Below are 15,681 nucleotides of genomic sequence, written 5' to 3'. Positions count from 1 at the left end.
CATGTCGGGCGTGGGATTTGCGTATTTGCAAAGAGAAGAAGATCAAAAGCGCGATATGCAGGCCCTGGTCATATACACCGCCCGCCATCCACTTCCATGCAGACGCCTGTCACCATGCTGGCCTCGTCCGAACACAGGTAAAGCGCCGCATTGGCCAGATCCTCGGGGGTCGAGAAGCGACCCAGCGGGATGGTGGACAGGAACTTTTCCCGCATCTCCGGCGTGTCCTCGCCCAGAAAGGACGCCAGAAGCGGCGTTTCCCCCGCCACCGGATTCAGCGCGTTCACCCGGATGCCAAAAGGCGCAAGCTCCACCGCCATGGTTCGGGTCGCGGTGTTCATCCAGCCCTTGGAGGCGTTGTACCAGTTCAGATTGGGCCGGGGTGAGACACCGGCGGTGGAGGCGATGTTCAGGATCGTGCCCGAGCCACGCTTTTTCATCTGCGGTACCAAAGCGCGTGAGGTGTAATAGACGGATTTGCAATTGACCTGAAACACCCGGTCGAAATCCTCCTCGCTGACCTCATCCAATGGCGTGGGCAGATGCGTCACGCCCGCATTGTTCACCAGAATGTCGATCTCGCCCATCAGCTCCGTGGCCTTGTCGAACATATGCGCCACGCTCTCGCCATCGCCCACATCCACGCGCTGGCCCAGCCCGCCATATTCCTCGGCCACCGCGCGCGCCGCCTCTTCGTTGATATCGGCATACATGACCTGCGCACCCTCTTGTGCAAAGCGGTGCGCGATCCCTGCGCCAAAGCCTGACGCCGCGCCGGTCACGATGGCGGTTTTTCCCTCAAGTCTCATATCTTTCTCCCCGTAGGGTGGGCAATCCTGCCCACCATCCCTTACCCATGCAGCGCCGCCACGGTCTTCAATGTCGAAAACCCGTAAAGCGCCTCGAACCCCTTTTCACGGCCATGGCCCGATTTGCCGGTCCCGCCAAAGGGCAGTTCCACACCGCCTCCCGCGCCGTAATTGTTGATAAACACCTGCCCCGAGCGCAAGCCGCGCGCCAGCCGCATCTGCCGCGCGCCGTCGCGGGTCCAGATGCTGGCGACAAGCCCGTAATCGGTGCCATTGGCGATGCGCAGCGCGTCCTCTTCGGTGTCAAAGGGGATCAGCGCCTGAACCGGGCCGAATATCTCCTGTCTCGCCAGCGGGTGATCCGGCGGCACGCTGTCCAAGAGGGTGGGCGGCACGAAATGCCCCGGCCCGTTCGGAATGCTGGCCTCAGCCGCGATCTCCAGATCGGCCCCCTTGGCGAGGAACCCCTGCACGATCTCTTTCTGCCGCGCGCTGATCAGCGGTCCGACATCGAGATCGTCCATCGCCGCGCCGACCTTCAGGTGATTGTACCGCTCCGCCATCGCATCGCGCACCGCGTCATAAACCCCGCGCTGCACAAGGATACGGGACGAGGCCGAACAGGTCTGCCCGGCATTCTGGATGCCCGCATTGACGAGGAAGGGCAGGGCGGCCTCAAGGTCCGCATCGTCAAACACCAGTTGCGGCGACTTGCCCCCCAGCTCCAGCGTCACCGGCACCACGTTCTGCGCCGCCGCCGCCTGCACCATGGCCCCGGTGGCGACCGATCCGGTAAAGCTCAGATGATGCACGCCCGGATGCGCCGACAGCGCCGCGCCCGCTTCGGCCCCCAGCCCCGGCACCACGTTCAGCGCCCCATCGGGCAACCCGGCCTCTTTGGCCAGATGCGCAAAAGCCAGCGCCGTCAGGCAGGCCTCTTCGGCCGGTTTCAGCACGCAAGAATTGCCCATGGCCAGCGCCGCGCCGACGGAGCGGCCGATGATCTGCATCGGATAGTTCCACGGCACGATATGGCCCGTGATCCCATGCGGCTCGCGCAGCGTGTAAACCGTGTAGCCGTCCAGATAGGGGATCGTCTCTCCGTGTACCTTGTCCGCCGCGCCGCCATAGAATTCGCAATAGCGTGCCAGCGCCACCGCGTCATTGCGCGCCTGTTTCAGCGGCTTGCCCACGTCCAGCGCTTCCAGCTCGGCCAGCCAATCCACCCGCTCCAGCACCAATTGCCCCAGCCGGGTCAGGATGCGACCGCGTTCAAAGGCGGGCATTCGGCCCCAATCGCCCGCGCGCGCGGCATGGGCGGCGGCCACGGCGGCGTTGATATCCTCGGTCCCGCCCCGTGCGATACGGGTCAGGTCGCTTTCATCCGACGGGTTGGACAGGATCAGCGTCTCGCCGCTCGCGCAGGTTTTCCATGCCCCGCCAATCAGGACATGAGACGGATCAAAGGGCAGATCGGGCAGCGACATGGGCAACTCCTTGGGGCGTATCCCGGGGATATTTCGAATTGTTCAGGACGTTAAGTGCCCGCGGGTGCAGCGTCCAGCCCCGGCGCGCAGCTCTGGGCAAAAGCCTTTGACAACCGGGGGGAATTCTTAATGCTGTCGCCACCCAAGGATCAGGAGCATGCGATGAACGAGCCACAGGTAAAAAACAGCTACGGTCTTGCGTTCCTCGCGCTTGTGGGCGGTGCGGCCCTGACCGTGGGTTATGCCTTTGCGGCAATCTATATCCCGCTCTTCATCTTCGGTGTGATCATCCCGCTTGGTATCGCGCTGTTTTTGATCCTGCTGCTCATCGCCGGTCTGCGCGGTTCCTTTGTATTCCGCCTGACGGTGGTCTGCGCGAGCATCCTCGCCAACCTGACCGCGTTGTGGTTCGCCTCGTTCTGGGCGCATTGGGGGCTGGATGAGGCGATTTACACGCTCTCGCGCGGTCCCGTTTATGTCTATGACAGCATTCTGCACCTGTCGCAGGCCCTGTCCTACCAGTTTGGTGAGGCCAAGGATGTGCTGCGCAATTCCGGCTTCACGATCACCGGTGTCTGGCTCTTGATCCTCTGGGGGCTGGAGGCGCTGGCCTTTGTTGCCACCGGCGTCCTTGGCTTCGTGATTGGCAGAACCCGTCAGGACCTGCCCGCCGGGGCGGGTATCCGCCATGATGCCCAAACCCAAATCAGCCATGGTGCCCCCGTCGCCAAGGGGCTGGTCGTGGGGACGATCAAAGGGTTGGCGCAGGTGGCCTTGGTATTTGGCGTGGTCTACCTGATCGCGGAACTGCTGTGATCCGGGATTTGCGATCTTGCCAAGCCGCTGGATTCGCCGCATTGGTCCTGTTACACGCTTGTAACGCTGATACTTCGGAGGCCCGCCCATGAGCGCCACCGCCCGCAAGACCGCCCCCATGCCGGATGATATCCGGGCGATGAAAGGCGGCACCCCGATTGTCTCGCTGACAGCCTATACGACGCCCATGGCGCAAATGATGGATGCCCATTGCGACTTTGTCCTTGTGGGTGACAGTGTTGGCATGGTGCTGCACGGTCTGCCGTCCACGCTCGGCGTGACCATGGACATGATGATCCTGCATGGCCGGGCCGTGGCGCGCGGGCTTGCCAAATCCATGATGGTCGTCGACATGCCCTTTGGCTCCTACGAGGAAAGCCCCGAACAGGCGTTCCGAAATGCGTCTCGCATCATGGGCGAGACCGGCGCGGCTGCCGTCAAGCTCGAAGGTGGCGCGCATATGGAAGACACGATTGCGTTCCTCACCGCGCGGGGCGTGCCGGTCATGGCGCATATCGGGCTGACGCCGCAGTCGATCAACACGCTGGGCGGTTACAAGGTGCAGGGCCGTGGCGACGCGGCCAAACAACTGACCGAGGATGCCAAGGCCGTCACCCGTGCCGGGGCGTTTTCCGTGGTGCTGGAAAAGGTGCCGGAAGTGCTGGCCGATGCAATCACCGCCAAGATCACCATTCCCACCATCGGGATCGGGGCATCCGTCGGCTGTGACGGCCAGATCCTCGTGGTCGATGACATGCTGGGGCTGTTTACCGCGTTCAAGCCGAAATTCGTCAAACGCTACGCCCGGCTGGGCGATGACGGCGAGGCCGCGATTGCCGCCTATGCTGCCGATGTGCGCGCGCGCAAGTTCCCGGCGCTGGAGCATGTATTCAGCGACAAACTGCCCGATACGAAACCGGAGGGCAAACAATGACCGCGCCCATCGTCCGGTCCCTGCCAGAGCTGCGCGCCATGACGAAGGCGTGGCACATGGCGGGTGAAACCATCGGCGTGGTCCCCACCATGGGCGCGTTGCATGATGGGCATCTCAGCCTTGTGGCGGCGGCCAAATCGCGCGCCGACCGGGTGATTGTCACGATTTTCGTAAACCCGAAACAGTTCAACAATCCTGAAGACTTGGCCAATTACCCGCGCACCGAACACGAGGATGCGCGCAAGCTGGAACGATTTGCGGTGGACGCGATCTATGTCCCCGATGGCGACACGATGTACCCACAGGGATTTTCCACCACGGTCTCCGTCGATGGGCTGACCGATGTCCTCTGCGGGGCGCACCGCCCGGGCCATTTCGACGGGGTCGCCACGGTGGTGACCAAGCTCTTCACCCAGACCTCTGCCGATCTGGCGTTTTTCGGGGAAAAGGATTTCCAGCAATTGCAGGTCGTCCGCCGCCTTGCCCGCGATCTGGATCTGGGGGTCGAGGTGGTGGGCTGTCCCACGATCCGCGAGATTGACGGGCTGGCTATGTCGTCGCGCAACCTGCTGCTCAGCGACCGTGCCCGGGTCAAGGCACCGATAATGCATGAGGTGATGGAAGGCATTGCCGAGGCGCTGGGCAGAGGCGAAGCCATGAGCGATCTTTACCCGGCTGCGGAAAAACGGCTGATGAATGCGGATTTCCTGTCCATCGACTATCTGGAACTGCGGGCCTGTGACGACCTGTCCTTGCTGGACCGCCCCACACGCCCGGCGCGGCTTTTTGCGGCGGCGCATCTGGCGGGCGTGCGGCTGATCGACAATATCGACGTGCCGCTGCTGAGCTGACCGGCGCTCCCTGACTTTCTTGCCTCCGGCGGGAGTTTGTCCGGCAAGATGAAGTCAGGGTGCGTGGGCTCGCCTCCGCTAGCCCGACACTGGCAGGCAGAGCGCGGCCAGTGACAGCGCCATGACCTGGGCGCTTTCCACCATGTCGTCGATGCCCACCCATTCATCCGGTTTATGCGCCAGTTCCAGCACGCCCGGCCCATAGGCGATACAGTTCTTCAGCTTGCCGATCCGGTCGATATGTTTTTGGTCATAGGTGCCGGGCGAGGCGACATAGTCAGGCGCCTTGCCCAGCACCTGTTCGATGGCCTCGGCCACGGTGGTGACCACCGGCGCGTTGCGGTCGGTCATGGACGGGGCCACGTGGTTGATCTCGTCGAGGCGATATTCGAATTTCGCCCGGTTGCTCTTGAGCGCCTCCAGCAACTCCCGGATTTCGCGCGACACGCTCTCATGGCTCTCTTCCGGCAGATAGCGCCGGTCAATCACAATGCGGCATGAATCCGGCACACAATGGGCGGGCAGGCCGGTGTAATCCGGGTCCTGTTCGGCCTGTCCCCCATGGATCGAGTTGATGTTCATCGTCGATTGCCGCGCGCCTTCGGGGACCACGGGCATATCCGTGTGCCGCGCCGCCATGGCCGGAAACAACTCGCGTTCAAACGCGTCCAGCACCGCCCCCATATGGCGCACCGCGCAATCGCCGAGGAAGGGCATGGAGCCATGGGCGATCTCTCCCTTGGTTTCGATCTCCGCCCACCATCCGCCGCGATGACCCAGGCAAATGCGGTCTTTGTTCAGCGGTTCGGGGATGATCACATGCTGCACGCGGGCGGGCGCGAAAAAGCCCTGTTCCGCAAGATAGGCGACGCCGCCATAGCCGCCGGATTCCTCATCCGCCGTGCCGCTGATCTCGATGGCACCGGCGAAATCGGGGCAGAGGTCCACGAACACCTCCACCGCGATGATCGACGCCGCCAGCCCGCCCTTCATGTCACAGGCACCGCGGCCATAGATCCGGCCCTCTGACACCTCCCCGCCAAAGGGATCAAATGTCCAGCCATGGCCCACCTCGACCACGTCGGTATGCGAGTTGAAATGCACGCAATCGCCGGGATGCGCGCCGTCGCGCCGGGCAAGCACGTTCCAGCGCGGATAACGGTTGCTGTCACCCGGTGCGCCTTCGGCCCGGATCAGTTGCACCTCGAACCCCTTGGCCCCCAGCCGTTTTGCCAGATAGTCACAGATTTCGCGGTAATTCTCGCCCGGCGGGTTGAGCGTGGGAATGCGGATCAGGTCCTGCGTCAGCGCGATCAACTCCTCGCGCCGCGCCGCGATCTCTGCTTTCAACCGCTCGTGAATGTCCTGCATCGCATTCCCCTTTCGCGGCGCAGTCTTGCGCGCGGGGAGACGCGGCGCAAGTGCTAGCGAAGCTCGATCCGGGGCGCGGGGCCAACCGGCAGCGGCCCCAAAAGCGTGCGCTTGTCGTCAAAGCGCAAGGACACGTCGATGTTTTGGCCGCCGCCCGAGATCTGAGACAGCAACCCCAGGACCCCCTCAAGACCGTCGACCATTGCCTGCGGCACCTCGCCAGAATTGCGCGCCACGCGCAGCATTTCACGCCAGTCTTCGGCGCGGATATGCAGGTCTCCTTCGATCCAGCCCTTGCCGTCGATCTTCATCTCACCAGTCAGGCGCAGCCCCATCGGCCCCCATTTCAGCTCTGCCAATGTCAGGTCCAGCGCCGTGGGACGGGGGCGGTTCCCGGACAGCGACCCGACCGAGATCGGGCGATCAAACGTCACCTGTGCCTGAAGGCGGGTTTCCTGAAACGTATCGGGAACCGCACCTTCAGCAGCGCGCAGGAACGGGTTGGACAGCGCCAGCCCCTCAACCCCCAGCGCGATATCATAGCTGTCCACCGTCCCCTCGACCCGCGCGACTGACGCGCGCAGGGCTGCCAGCGCGGTGGTGTCGCCACCCGGATCGGTGACATTCACCACATCCGCCGCCAGATTGCTGCGCAACAGCAGGTGGTCGGAGCTTTCGGTGATCAGGCTTGCCTGAAGGCTGTCGCTGGACACGTCATAGCGCCCGTCGGGGGTCAGGATACTTTGGGTGTCTGGCCAGACGGCGATGGCATGGTTGCGGTTGTAGCTCAGCAGGAAAAGCTGAAAGAACGGCGCGTCCCAGCCCAGCCCACTGTCGGGATCGACAATCTGCACATCGCTCCATGTGGTGTCATGCCGGTTGGGAAAGCCGCGGATCTCCATGCTGGAATACCCCGCTTGCCAGCCATCGTCACGGCGCTCGGCGAACCAGTCTTCATAACTGCCACGCAATTGCGATGCGCCCCAGTACCACCAGGCCGACCAGCCCAACGCCGCCGCGATCACCAGAAATGTCAGACGCTTCAACATGGCGCACCCCGTTCAACCCACCGGGGTTTCACCCGGAACGGGGATGGTTTACGAGACCTGTGCTGGAAGGGAAAGGCATCATGGCGCTTTGGGTGTTTGGCTACGGCTCGCTTTTGTGGAACCCCGGGTTCCCGGTCGCCGAACAGCGGCTGGCCTCGCTTGAGGATTATCACCGCAGCTTCTGCATGCATTCCATCCATCATCGCGGCACCGAGGCGGAGCCGGGACTGGTCTTGGCGCTGGATGAAGCGCCCGGAGCGGTCTGTGACGGGGTGGCCCTGCGCGCCGAGCCGGGGACCGAGGACGAGACCCTTGCCTATCTGCGTGAACGTGAACTGGTCTCCTCGGCCTATGTCGAACGCCATGTGATGCTGGGTCTGGAGGATGGTCGCAAGGTCGAGGCGCTGGCCTATGTGATCAATGCCGATCACTGGCAATATTGCCGGGGCATGGATCTTGAGAAACAGGCGCAGATCATCGCACGTGCCGTGGGCGGGCGTGGACCCAACACCGAATATCTCTGGAACACCGCCGCGCATCTGGCCGAACTGGGGATCGAGGATGCAGATTTGCAATGGTTGGCCGCACGGGTTCGTGACATTTGCCGATAATTCCTTGGCTTGCCTGAGGATCGTGCCTAGAGTCCGGACGTAAACAACAGCGTCAGGAACCGTCCCTCATGGTGGACCAGCCGGACCTCGAGGCCGAGCCGAGATTTTCCCAGCCCGTCAGACAGGTGCTCTTCATGATCACCGTTCTCGGGCTGGTCTGTGCCGGTCTGGTGCTGGCCTTGCCGCGTATCCTGCCGGTGTTTCTGGCCAATCCATATCTCAACGGGTTCATCGTCGTCGTCTTCGTCATCGGTGTGCTGGCCACGTTCTGGCAGGTGGTGCAGTTGATCGGGTCGGTCCGCTGGATCGAGAATTTCGTGGCCGAACGTGATGCTGGGCATACAGCGCCGCGTATCCTTGCCCCGCTTGCCGCGTTGATGCGCTCGCGCGGCAAGCGGATGCAAATCTCGGCTACCTCGTCGCGCTCGATCCTCGATTCCGTGGGGCAGCGGATCGACGAGGCGCGCGAGATCACCCGCTATATCGTCAGCCTGCTGATCTTTCTGGGTCTGCTGGGCACCTTCTACGGGCTGGCCACCACCGTGCCCGCGCTGGTCGACACGATCCGTTCGCTCACGCCCGCGCCGGGCGAGACCGGCGGGCAGATTTTCGAGCGGCTGCAAGAAGGGCTGCAGGCCCAGCTTGGCGGCATGGGCACGGCCTTTGCCTCCTCCCTTCTGGGGCTGGCGGGGTCGCTTGTCGTTGGGCTTCTGGAGCTCTTCGCGGGACATGGGCAGAACCGGTTCTACCGCGAGCTGGAGGAATGGCTCTCGACCATCACGCGGCTGGGCTATGCCGGGTCCGGTGATGGCGAGGGCAGTGACCAGCAATTGCTTGTCGCGGTCGTCGATCACATGTCCGAGCAGATGGAAAGCCTGCAACAGATGTTCACCCAGTCCGATGTCAGCCGGGCCATGGTGGACGATAAACTGTCCAAGCTCGCCGATGGCGTCGAGCGCATGACAGAACGGCTGGAAGCGCAGGCCGCGCCGACAATGGCACTGACCCGTCTGGCCGAAGGGCAGGAACGGCTCATCGACGCGTTGGAAAATCGCCCGGCAACGGAAGGGATCGATGCCGAAAGCCGCATGCGCCTGCGCTCGATCGACGTGCAGATGCTGCGCATTCTCGAAGAGATGTCCGCCGGACGACAGGAAAGCATGGCCGAGCTGCGCACCGAATTGTCGGCCCTGACCCGCGCGCTCAATGCGGCCCGTCAGGCTGCGGTCGCCGCTCCGCGCCCCAACCGCAACAAGCGCCCGCCACGGGTCGAAACACCGGAGCAGGAGGGCTAGGCCATGTCCCTGTCCCGCCGCACCGGACAACGGTTTCAGGCCTCGATCTGGCCCGGCTTCGTTGACGCCATGACCGGGCTTTTGCTGGTTCTGATGTTCGTGCTGACCATTTTCATGGTGGTGCAGTTCACCCTGCGCGAAACCATCACCGGGCAGGAAAGCGAGTTGAACGAGCTCTCCGCCGAGATCGCCGCGCTGGCCGATGCGCTGGGTCTGGAGCGCGACCGCAGCGCTGCGCTGGAAAACGAAGTGGGTGAGTTGAGCTCCACCCTGAACGATGCCGAGTCCCGCGCAGCGGAACAGGCCGCCCTGATCGCGACGCTGCGCAGCGATCTGCAGGCGCGCAACGACGCGCTGGGCGCGGCCAATGCCCGGATTGCCAGTTTCGAGGAGCAGATCGCGGGCCTCTTGGCGGAACAGGACCGCGCCACCAGCCGCATCGGTGATCTGGAGACGCGCGAAGCTGAATTGCTCTCGGAACAAGAAGCCATGCAACTGGCGCTGGCCCAACTGCGCGATGAGATCGATGCCGAGACCGAAGCGGCGCGGCTGGCGGCGGCCCAGGCCGACGCGCTGGAGGCCATGATCGCCGAGTTGCGCACCGAGGCGACGGAACAACAAGCCGCGATGTCGGGTGAAATCGCCGATCTGGAAGACCGTCTCTCCGAGGAAGAGGCCCGCCGACTGGCCGAGGCCGCTGCGGCCCAGGCGCTGCGCGAAAAGCTGATGACGGCGGATGCGGAGCTTTCTGCCATGACCTTGGCACTGGAAGAAGAACGCCGCAAAGCCGAGGAAACCCTGTCCATGCTCGCCGCCGCACAGGCGGTGGAAAAAGACCTTGATACCCGCCTGTCCGCCGCGCTTTTGGCGCAACAGGCGGCCGAGGCGCGGATCGCCCAGCTCGATGACGCCTTGGCCAGCAGCGCCGAGGACGCTGACGCATTGAAAGCGCAATTGGCGGCCGCCCTGTTGGCCCAGGAGGCCGCAGAAGTCCGCAATGTCGCGCTGGCCGCAGACCTCCAGACGGCCTTGTCCGATGACGAGCAACGCTCCACGCAACTCACCGCGTTGGAGGCACAGCTTGCTGCCGCGCTCCTGACAACGCAGGACCAGTCAGCCCGCATTGGCGAGCTTGAACAGGCGCTCGAAAGCCTGCGCGCCGCAACCGCCGAGGAACGCGGGGCGCTGGAAGAGCAGTTGGCTTCGGCCCTCGCCGCGAAGCTGAGCGCTGAGCGTGTAGCCCGCGACGCAAATGAATCCGCGCAGGCCGCCGCAGCGGATAAAGCCACGCTTGAAGAGGAACTGGCGCAGGCACTGGCGGCGCAGAACGCGGCCGATACCGACCTGTCCGAGATACAGGACCAGCTTGCCGCCGCCGTGGCCGCGCAGATCGCCGCGGAACAGGCCCGGGACAACGCCCAAGGCCAGCTTGCCACCGCCCAGGCGCAATTGACCGAGGCGCAGGGCGAAACCAAATCGCTTGAGGACAAACTGGCCGAGGCTCTGGCCGCGCAGCTGTCCGCGCAACAACAGGCCGAGACCCTGTCAAACCAGCTCGACGCGGCGCAATCCGAGGCGGCGTCCTTGGAAAGCCAGTTGGCCAATCTGCGCGCCACGATGAACGAAACGCAATCCGAAGAAACCAGCCTGCGGGACCAGCTCTCCGCCGCGCTGGCCGCCACAGTACAGGCCGAACAGGACCGCAATGAAATCCGCCGTCAACTGGCCGATGCCATCACCGCGAAGCTGGCTGCGGAACAGGCGGCGCAAGCGGCCGAGCAAGAAGCCGAGGCCCGCCGTTCCGAGGCGGCCAACCGCGCCGCGCTTCTGGCCGCGGCCCGCGAGGAACTGGCCCAGCAGACCGAAGTGTCGACCGAAGCCCAGCGACGCGCCACGCTTTTGAACCGGCAGGTTGCGGCGCTACGCACCCAGCTGGGCGAGTTACAGTCGCTCCTGGACGACGCCAAGGAACGCGATGCCGCCGCGCGCATCCAGCTTGAAAACCTTGGTCAGGATCTCAATGCAGCGCTGGCGCAAAAGGCGCTCGAAGAACAGCGCCGCCGTCAGGCCGAAGAGGAAAAGGCCCGCCTCCAGACCGAGCGCGCCGACCTTCTTGCCGAGCGCAACCGCCTGCTTGAAGAAAAGGCCCGCGATCTGGAACGCTACCGCTCGGAATTCTTTGGCCGTTTGCGCGATCTTCTGGGTAATCAGGAAGGTGTCCGGATCGAGGGCGACAGGTTCGTCTTTGCGTCCTCGGTGCTTTTCGCCTCGGGCGACGCGACCCTGTCGCGCGAGGGCGAGCAGGAGATTGCCAAGGTGGCGCGTATTCTCAAAGCGGTCGCCGCCGACATCCCGCCAGAGATCGACTGGGTGATCCGGGTGGACGGCCATACCGACAATGTGCCGATTGTCGGCTCTTCCGAGTTTGCCGATAACTGGGAATTGTCGCAAGCGCGCGCCTTGTCAGTGGTGAAATACATGATCAATTTCCTGGGCATCGAGCCAGGGCGCCTAGCCGCCAACGGGTTTGGCCAGTTTCAGCCGGTGGATACCGCCAACACCGCCGAGGCCCGCGCCCGCAACCGCCGGATCGAGCTGAAATTTACCGAGAAGTGAGGGGCAGGACCGCGGGACATTCCTGCGGTCGCGTGGAGGCGTGTGAACGGCTGCTTTTCGACAATCTGGAATTTGCTGTCGATCTCACCGCGAACAGGTGAATAGGTTAACCACAGCGGGAACCCGTGCCGTACCTGCATCGTCAAAGCCTTCAAAGGCTTCCATCACGGCGTTTTCGATCGCCGCCTCATCAGCTTTGGTCCCATTATGGGCTTTCATGATACGCGCTGCAGGACCGACCTTGCTGGCCGCGCGTGCTGCCCCCTCCACGCCACCCGGAGGTGTAAGCAGAATGTCTACTGGACGCGCTTCGATATCGGACACGCCCGCCCGGTCCATCAGATCCGCCACCCGATCGCAATCCTGAAAGGCGGTTGGGCCGGGCGCAAGTGGATTACCCTTGGGCAGCGCCCCTAATCTTTCTTCCGCTGCGCTTTTTGGAATCGCAAACCACGGGTTCTTCTCCACCGATGCCCAGCAGACGAAGACCATTTTGCCATCTTTATTGAGTGCATTGGACAGATTTTTCAGGGCCGCAACCGAGTCGGAAAAGAAGCTCATACCCAAGCGAGACACCAAAAGATCAAAGGGCTGGGCAGAAAAATCATAGGTTTGAGCATCGGCCAACAAAAACGACGCATTTTTCAAGCCTGACGCGTTCACTCTGTCGGCAGCACGTGCGAGAAGCGGGTCCGAAATGTCCACCCCGAGCACGGTGCCGTCAGGAGCGCGCCGCGCGGCGTCGAGCGTGCTTGCTCCGGTTCCACACCCGATGTCGATGACGCGGTCCGACGCGCCGATTTCAGCCACGTCGAGCATCATGCGCAGCATACCGGCCATTGCGCTATCCAGAGCATGTTCGTGCTCAATCCATTTCAGGCCCGCAGGGGACGCCCAGTAGTCAGCCTGCGCCTTGTTCGTTTCCATGGCATTGGAACCCTGTTTTGCCCAACTTAGCAGGCATTCATGCGAAACACATAATTTTTCAGCAGGGTTTCAAAGCGGCCAATCGGTCCGCCACCACGTCTCAATCAACCGACTGTCGTTCCGCTGGATCTGCCGGCCGGAGCGCTACAGCTTCACCACCTGCTTGCCCATATTGCCGCCCTTGAGCATGCGCAGAAATGCCTCGGGCGCATTTTCCAGCCCTTCGGCCACATCCTCAAGCGAGGCGATCTCCCCGGATGCCACCAGCGGGCCGACCTCTTCAAGGAATGCCGGGTAGTCGCCCCAATGGTCGAAAATGATCAGCCCGTTGATCGACAGCCGCTTGACCAGCACCTGACGCCAGAGGTTCGGCAAGGTATCCGGCCCGCTCAAATCCGCGCCGCTATACCACGCAATCGTGCCGATCACCGGCACCCGCGCATGATCGTTGAGCAGCGGCAACACCGCGCGCAATACATCGCCGCCAACGTTTTCCACGTAAATGTCGATACCATCCGGCGCGGCGGCGGCGATGGCGGCGCGCAGGTCTTTCACAGTGTCAAAGGCCCGGTGATCAATCGCCGCGTCAAAGCCGAATGTCTCCTGCGCGATGCGGCATTTCTCGGCCCCGCCGGCAATCGCCACGGTGCGCAGGCCCGCGCGTTTCGCCAATTGCCCCACCATTGATCCAACCGGCCCGGTGGCAGCGGCCACCACCAATGTCTCGCCCGGCTTGGGCCGCCCGAACGTGTTCAGGCCCACCCAGCCGGTAAAGCCCGGCATGCCCAACACCCCCAGCGCCGCAGAGGGTGGCAGGCTGTCGTCCAGCTTGCGGACCTCCGCCCCGGGCAGCACCGCATGGCTCTGCCAGCCCGTCATGCCGGTGACCAGATCGCCCTCGGCGAACCCCTCGGCCCGTGAGGCCACCACATGCCCCACGCCCTGACCGGTCATCACCGCGTCCAGTTCCACATAGGGCGCATAGGATTTCACCGCATTCATCCGCCCGCGCATATAGGGGTCCAGCGACAGGTGGCTCACCTCGATCAACACCTCGCCGTCACCGGGTGCGGGCGGCTCGAACGTCTCTAGCCGGAAATTCTCCAATTCGGCCTCTCCCTCGGGCCTGCTGGCCAAAACGATTCGCTGTGCTGCCATTGTCATGCCTCCTGACGCTGCGACGCGGGGTGGATTTTTGTTGCGCCGCCGCCCGCTTCCTCGCCAAGGTAGAGCAAAGAGCTTGTCCGGAGACAAGCCGCATAGGGAGGATCACCCCATGATGGGTCAAATGATGCAGCGCCCGCTGCAGATCATCGAATTGTTGCGTTACGGTGCAGAGATTTTTCCCGAGGCTGGCGTGGTCTCGCGCCGTTGCGAAGGCGACATTCACCGGCAGAGCTATCCCGAAACCATGGCCCGCGTCGCGCAACTTGCTCATGGGCTGGCGGAACGGGGGGTACAGCCCGGTGACCGGATCGCCACACTGGCCTGGAACACGCACCGGCATTTCGAGATCTACTATGCGGTCTCGGGCATGGGCGCGGTCTGCCACACGCTGAACCCGCGGCTCTCGCCCGAACAGATGCTCTATATCATCGGCCATGCCGAAGACCGGCTTTTGTTCGTGGACCTGACATTCGTGCCGCTTGTCCACGCGCTGGCGGACAAGCTGCCCGAGGGCATGCGCTTTGTCGTCATGACCGACCGCGCGCATATGCCCGACAGTCCGCTGGAACTGATCTGTTACGAGGATCTGCTGGACGGCAAACCCGACAGTTATGACTGGCCCGACATGGATGAAAATACGGCTGCGGGCCTGTGCTACACCTCCGGCACCACCGGCAATCCCAAAGGCGCGCTTTATTCCCACCGCTCTACGGTCTTGCACGCCCTTGCCGTGGGGCTTGCGTTGAATTCCTCGCTCCGCGAAGGCGCGAATATCCTTCCTGTGGTGCCGATGTTCCATGTTAACGCCTGGGGTCTGCCCTATGCCGCGCCGCTCACCGGCGCGTCGCTGATCATGCCGGGGCCGGGGCTGGACGGGCCGTCGCTCTGGGACTTGATGGATGGCGAAAACGTGACCTCCGCCTGGGGCGTGCCAACCGTCTGGCTGGGACTGCAAAACGAGATCGCCGCACGTGGCGGCAACCCGGCGGGGTTCGAACAGGTGGTGATCGGCGGCTCTGCCGCGCCGCGGACCATGATCGAAGCCTTTGAACAAAGCGGCGTCTCCGTCTGCCATGCCTGGGGCATGACCGAAATGTCGCCGGTGGGCACTCATGGCATTCTCAACGCCTCCATGCAGGACCTGCCGTTCGAAACGCGCATGGACCTGCAATCCAAACAGGGCCGCCGGGTCTTTGGCTGCGAGATGAAGATCGTGGACGAGGAGGGCCAGCGGCTCCCCCATGACGGAAAGGCGGTGGGCGAGCTATATGTGCGCGGCAATCAGGTGATCGCGGGTTATTTCCACAACGATGAGGCGACCGAGGCTGCGATGGATGCCGAAGGCTGGTTCGGCACGGGCGACGTGGCCAGCATTGACGCCGCCGGGTTCCTGACCATTCAGGACCGCGCCAAGGACCTGATCAAGTCGGGGGGCGAATGGATTTCCTCGATTGACCTGGAAAGCTGCGCGCTGGCTCATCCGGAGGTCGCCAATTGCGCGGTCATCGCCATCGCCCATCCGAAATGGGATGAACGCCCGCTGCTGGTCGTGGTGCCCAAGGGCGAGGCACACGTGACGCTGGAGGACATTCACGCGCTGATGGAGCCGCATTTCGCCAAATGGCAATTGCCTGACGACGTGGTCTTCGTCGACGAAATGCCACTCACGGCCACGGGCAAGGTCTCCAAACGCACGCTCCGCGCCCAGTTTGCCGATTACGTTCTGCCCGACCTGCCAGAAGGATAAG

General features: G+C 63.4%; 13 protein-coding genes. 7 read left to right on the top strand and 6 right to left on the bottom strand.

Annotation, left to right across the window (positions count from 1 at the left end):
• Nucleotides 1-68 precede the first annotated feature (68 nt).
• The gene (locus tag PGB28_RS12825) at nt 69-809 is read right to left on the bottom strand and encodes an SDR family oxidoreductase (protein ID WP_271421907.1); all 741 of its coding nucleotides are present in this window, start codon (nt 807-809) and stop codon (nt 69-71) included.
• A 41-nt stretch (nt 810-850) separates the two neighbouring features.
• A complete protein-coding gene (locus tag PGB28_RS12820) occupies nt 851-2,296 on the bottom strand; it encodes an aldehyde dehydrogenase family protein (RefSeq protein ID WP_271421906.1) in 1,446 nt (481 codons plus the stop codon).
• A gap of 129 nt (nt 2,297-2,425) precedes the next feature.
• Between PGB28_RS12820 and PGB28_RS12815 the strand changes: the two genes are divergently transcribed.
• The 3 genes from PGB28_RS12815 to panC all read left to right on the top strand — a co-directional run bounded on the left by PGB28_RS12815 (nt 2,426) and on the right by panC (nt 4,897).
• A complete protein-coding gene (locus PGB28_RS12815) occupies nt 2,426-3,112 on the top strand; it encodes a hypothetical protein (protein WP_271421905.1) in 687 nt (228 codons plus the stop codon).
• An 88-nt stretch (nt 3,113-3,200) separates the two neighbouring features.
• Nucleotides 3,201-4,046: a 3-methyl-2-oxobutanoate hydroxymethyltransferase gene (panB, locus tag PGB28_RS12810; protein WP_271421904.1), complete on the top strand. Its 846-nt coding sequence runs from the start codon at nt 3,201-3,203 to the stop codon at nt 4,044-4,046.
• Nucleotides 4,043-4,897, top strand: a complete 855-nt coding sequence (panC, locus tag PGB28_RS12805; protein WP_271421903.1) for a pantoate--beta-alanine ligase — start codon at nt 4,043-4,045, stop codon at nt 4,895-4,897. The genes panB and panC overlap by 4 nt, the downstream gene beginning before the upstream one ends.
• Nucleotides 4,898-4,975: 78 nt before the next feature.
• On the opposite strand, the gene PGB28_RS12800 is transcribed toward panC, so the two are convergent.
• Together PGB28_RS12800 and PGB28_RS12795 are read right to left on the bottom strand one after the other, a co-directional pair.
• Nucleotides 4,976-6,268 (bottom strand): acetylornithine deacetylase/succinyl-diaminopimelate desuccinylase family protein, encoded by a 1,293-nt coding sequence (locus PGB28_RS12800; RefSeq protein WP_271421902.1) that lies wholly within the window; start codon nt 6,266-6,268, stop codon nt 4,976-4,978.
• Between the two features lie 53 nt (nt 6,269-6,321).
• Nucleotides 6,322-7,317 carry a DUF2125 domain-containing protein gene (locus PGB28_RS12795; protein WP_271421901.1) on the bottom strand — a complete coding sequence of 332 codons (996 nt, stop codon included), beginning with the start codon at nt 7,315-7,317 and terminating at the stop codon, nt 6,322-6,324.
• A gap of 80 nt (nt 7,318-7,397) precedes the next feature.
• Between PGB28_RS12795 and PGB28_RS12790 the strand changes: the two genes are divergently transcribed.
• The 3 genes from PGB28_RS12790 (at nt 7,398) to PGB28_RS12780 (ending at nt 11,839) form a co-directional block, all read left to right on the top strand.
• Nucleotides 7,398-7,928, top strand: a complete 531-nt coding sequence (locus tag PGB28_RS12790; RefSeq protein WP_271421900.1) for a gamma-glutamylcyclotransferase — start codon at nt 7,398-7,400, stop codon at nt 7,926-7,928.
• Between the two features lie 71 nt (nt 7,929-7,999).
• Nucleotides 8,000-9,223: a biopolymer transporter ExbB gene (locus tag PGB28_RS12785; RefSeq protein ID WP_271421951.1), complete on the top strand. Its 1,224-nt coding sequence runs from the start codon at nt 8,000-8,002 to the stop codon at nt 9,221-9,223.
• Between the two features lie 3 nt (nt 9,224-9,226).
• The gene (locus PGB28_RS12780) at nt 9,227-11,839 is read left to right on the top strand and encodes a peptidoglycan -binding protein (protein ID WP_271421899.1); all 2,613 of its coding nucleotides are present in this window, start codon (nt 9,227-9,229) and stop codon (nt 11,837-11,839) included.
• Nucleotides 11,840-11,923: 84 nt separating this feature from the next.
• Here PGB28_RS12780 and PGB28_RS12775 read toward each other — a convergent pair whose 3' ends face one another.
• Together PGB28_RS12775 and PGB28_RS12770 are read right to left on the bottom strand one after the other, a co-directional pair.
• Complete coding sequence (locus tag PGB28_RS12775) at nt 11,924-12,766, bottom strand: class I SAM-dependent methyltransferase (protein ID WP_271421898.1); 843 nt, start codon at nt 12,764-12,766, stop codon at nt 11,924-11,926.
• 144 nt (nt 12,767-12,910) lie between these two features.
• Entirely contained in the window at nt 12,911-13,930 is a 1,020-nt protein-coding gene (locus tag PGB28_RS12770; RefSeq protein WP_271421897.1) for an NADP-dependent oxidoreductase, read from the bottom strand.
• A 112-nt stretch (nt 13,931-14,042) separates the two neighbouring features.
• Here PGB28_RS12770 and PGB28_RS12765 point away from each other — a divergent pair, with 112 nt between their 5' ends.
• Nucleotides 14,043-15,680 carry a long-chain-fatty-acid--CoA ligase gene (locus PGB28_RS12765; protein WP_271421896.1) on the top strand — a complete coding sequence of 546 codons (1,638 nt, stop codon included), beginning with the start codon at nt 14,043-14,045 and terminating at the stop codon, nt 15,678-15,680.
• Nucleotide 15,681 lies beyond the last annotated feature (1 nt).

Source organism: Primorskyibacter aestuariivivens (assembly GCF_028023675.1).
In the GTDB taxonomy this organism is placed as follows: Bacteria; Pseudomonadota; Alphaproteobacteria; order Rhodobacterales; family Rhodobacteraceae; genus Marinovum; species Marinovum aestuariivivens.
Note: the sequence above shows the minus strand (reverse complement) of the source record. Positions and strands in the feature narration are given on the sequence as shown.

Coding starts and splice junctions, on each gene's coding strand:
- PGB28_RS12825 (WP_271421907.1), bottom strand. CDS start 809: ATGAGACTTGAGGGAAAAACCGCCATCGTGACCGGCGCGGCGTCAGGC.
- PGB28_RS12820 (WP_271421906.1), bottom strand. CDS start 2,296: ATGTCGCTGCCCGATCTGCCCTTTGATCCGTCTCATGTCCTGATTGGC.
- PGB28_RS12815 (WP_271421905.1), top strand. CDS start 2,426: ATGCTGTCGCCACCCAAGGATCAGGAGCATGCGATGAACGAGCCACAG.
- panB (WP_271421904.1), top strand. CDS start 3,201: ATGAGCGCCACCGCCCGCAAGACCGCCCCCATGCCGGATGATATCCGG.
- panC (WP_271421903.1), top strand. CDS start 4,043: ATGACCGCGCCCATCGTCCGGTCCCTGCCAGAGCTGCGCGCCATGACG.
- PGB28_RS12800 (WP_271421902.1), bottom strand. CDS start 6,268: ATGCAGGACATTCACGAGCGGTTGAAAGCAGAGATCGCGGCGCGGCGC.
- PGB28_RS12795 (WP_271421901.1), bottom strand. CDS start 7,317: ATGTTGAAGCGTCTGACATTTCTGGTGATCGCGGCGGCGTTGGGCTGG.
- PGB28_RS12790 (WP_271421900.1), top strand. CDS start 7,398: ATGGCGCTTTGGGTGTTTGGCTACGGCTCGCTTTTGTGGAACCCCGGG.
- PGB28_RS12780 (WP_271421899.1), top strand. CDS start 9,227: ATGTCCCTGTCCCGCCGCACCGGACAACGGTTTCAGGCCTCGATCTGG.
- PGB28_RS12775 (WP_271421898.1), bottom strand. CDS start 12,766: ATGGAAACGAACAAGGCGCAGGCTGACTACTGGGCGTCCCCTGCGGGC.
- PGB28_RS12770 (WP_271421897.1), bottom strand. CDS start 13,930: ATGACAATGGCAGCACAGCGAATCGTTTTGGCCAGCAGGCCCGAGGGA.
- PGB28_RS12765 (WP_271421896.1), top strand. CDS start 14,043: ATGATGGGTCAAATGATGCAGCGCCCGCTGCAGATCATCGAATTGTTG.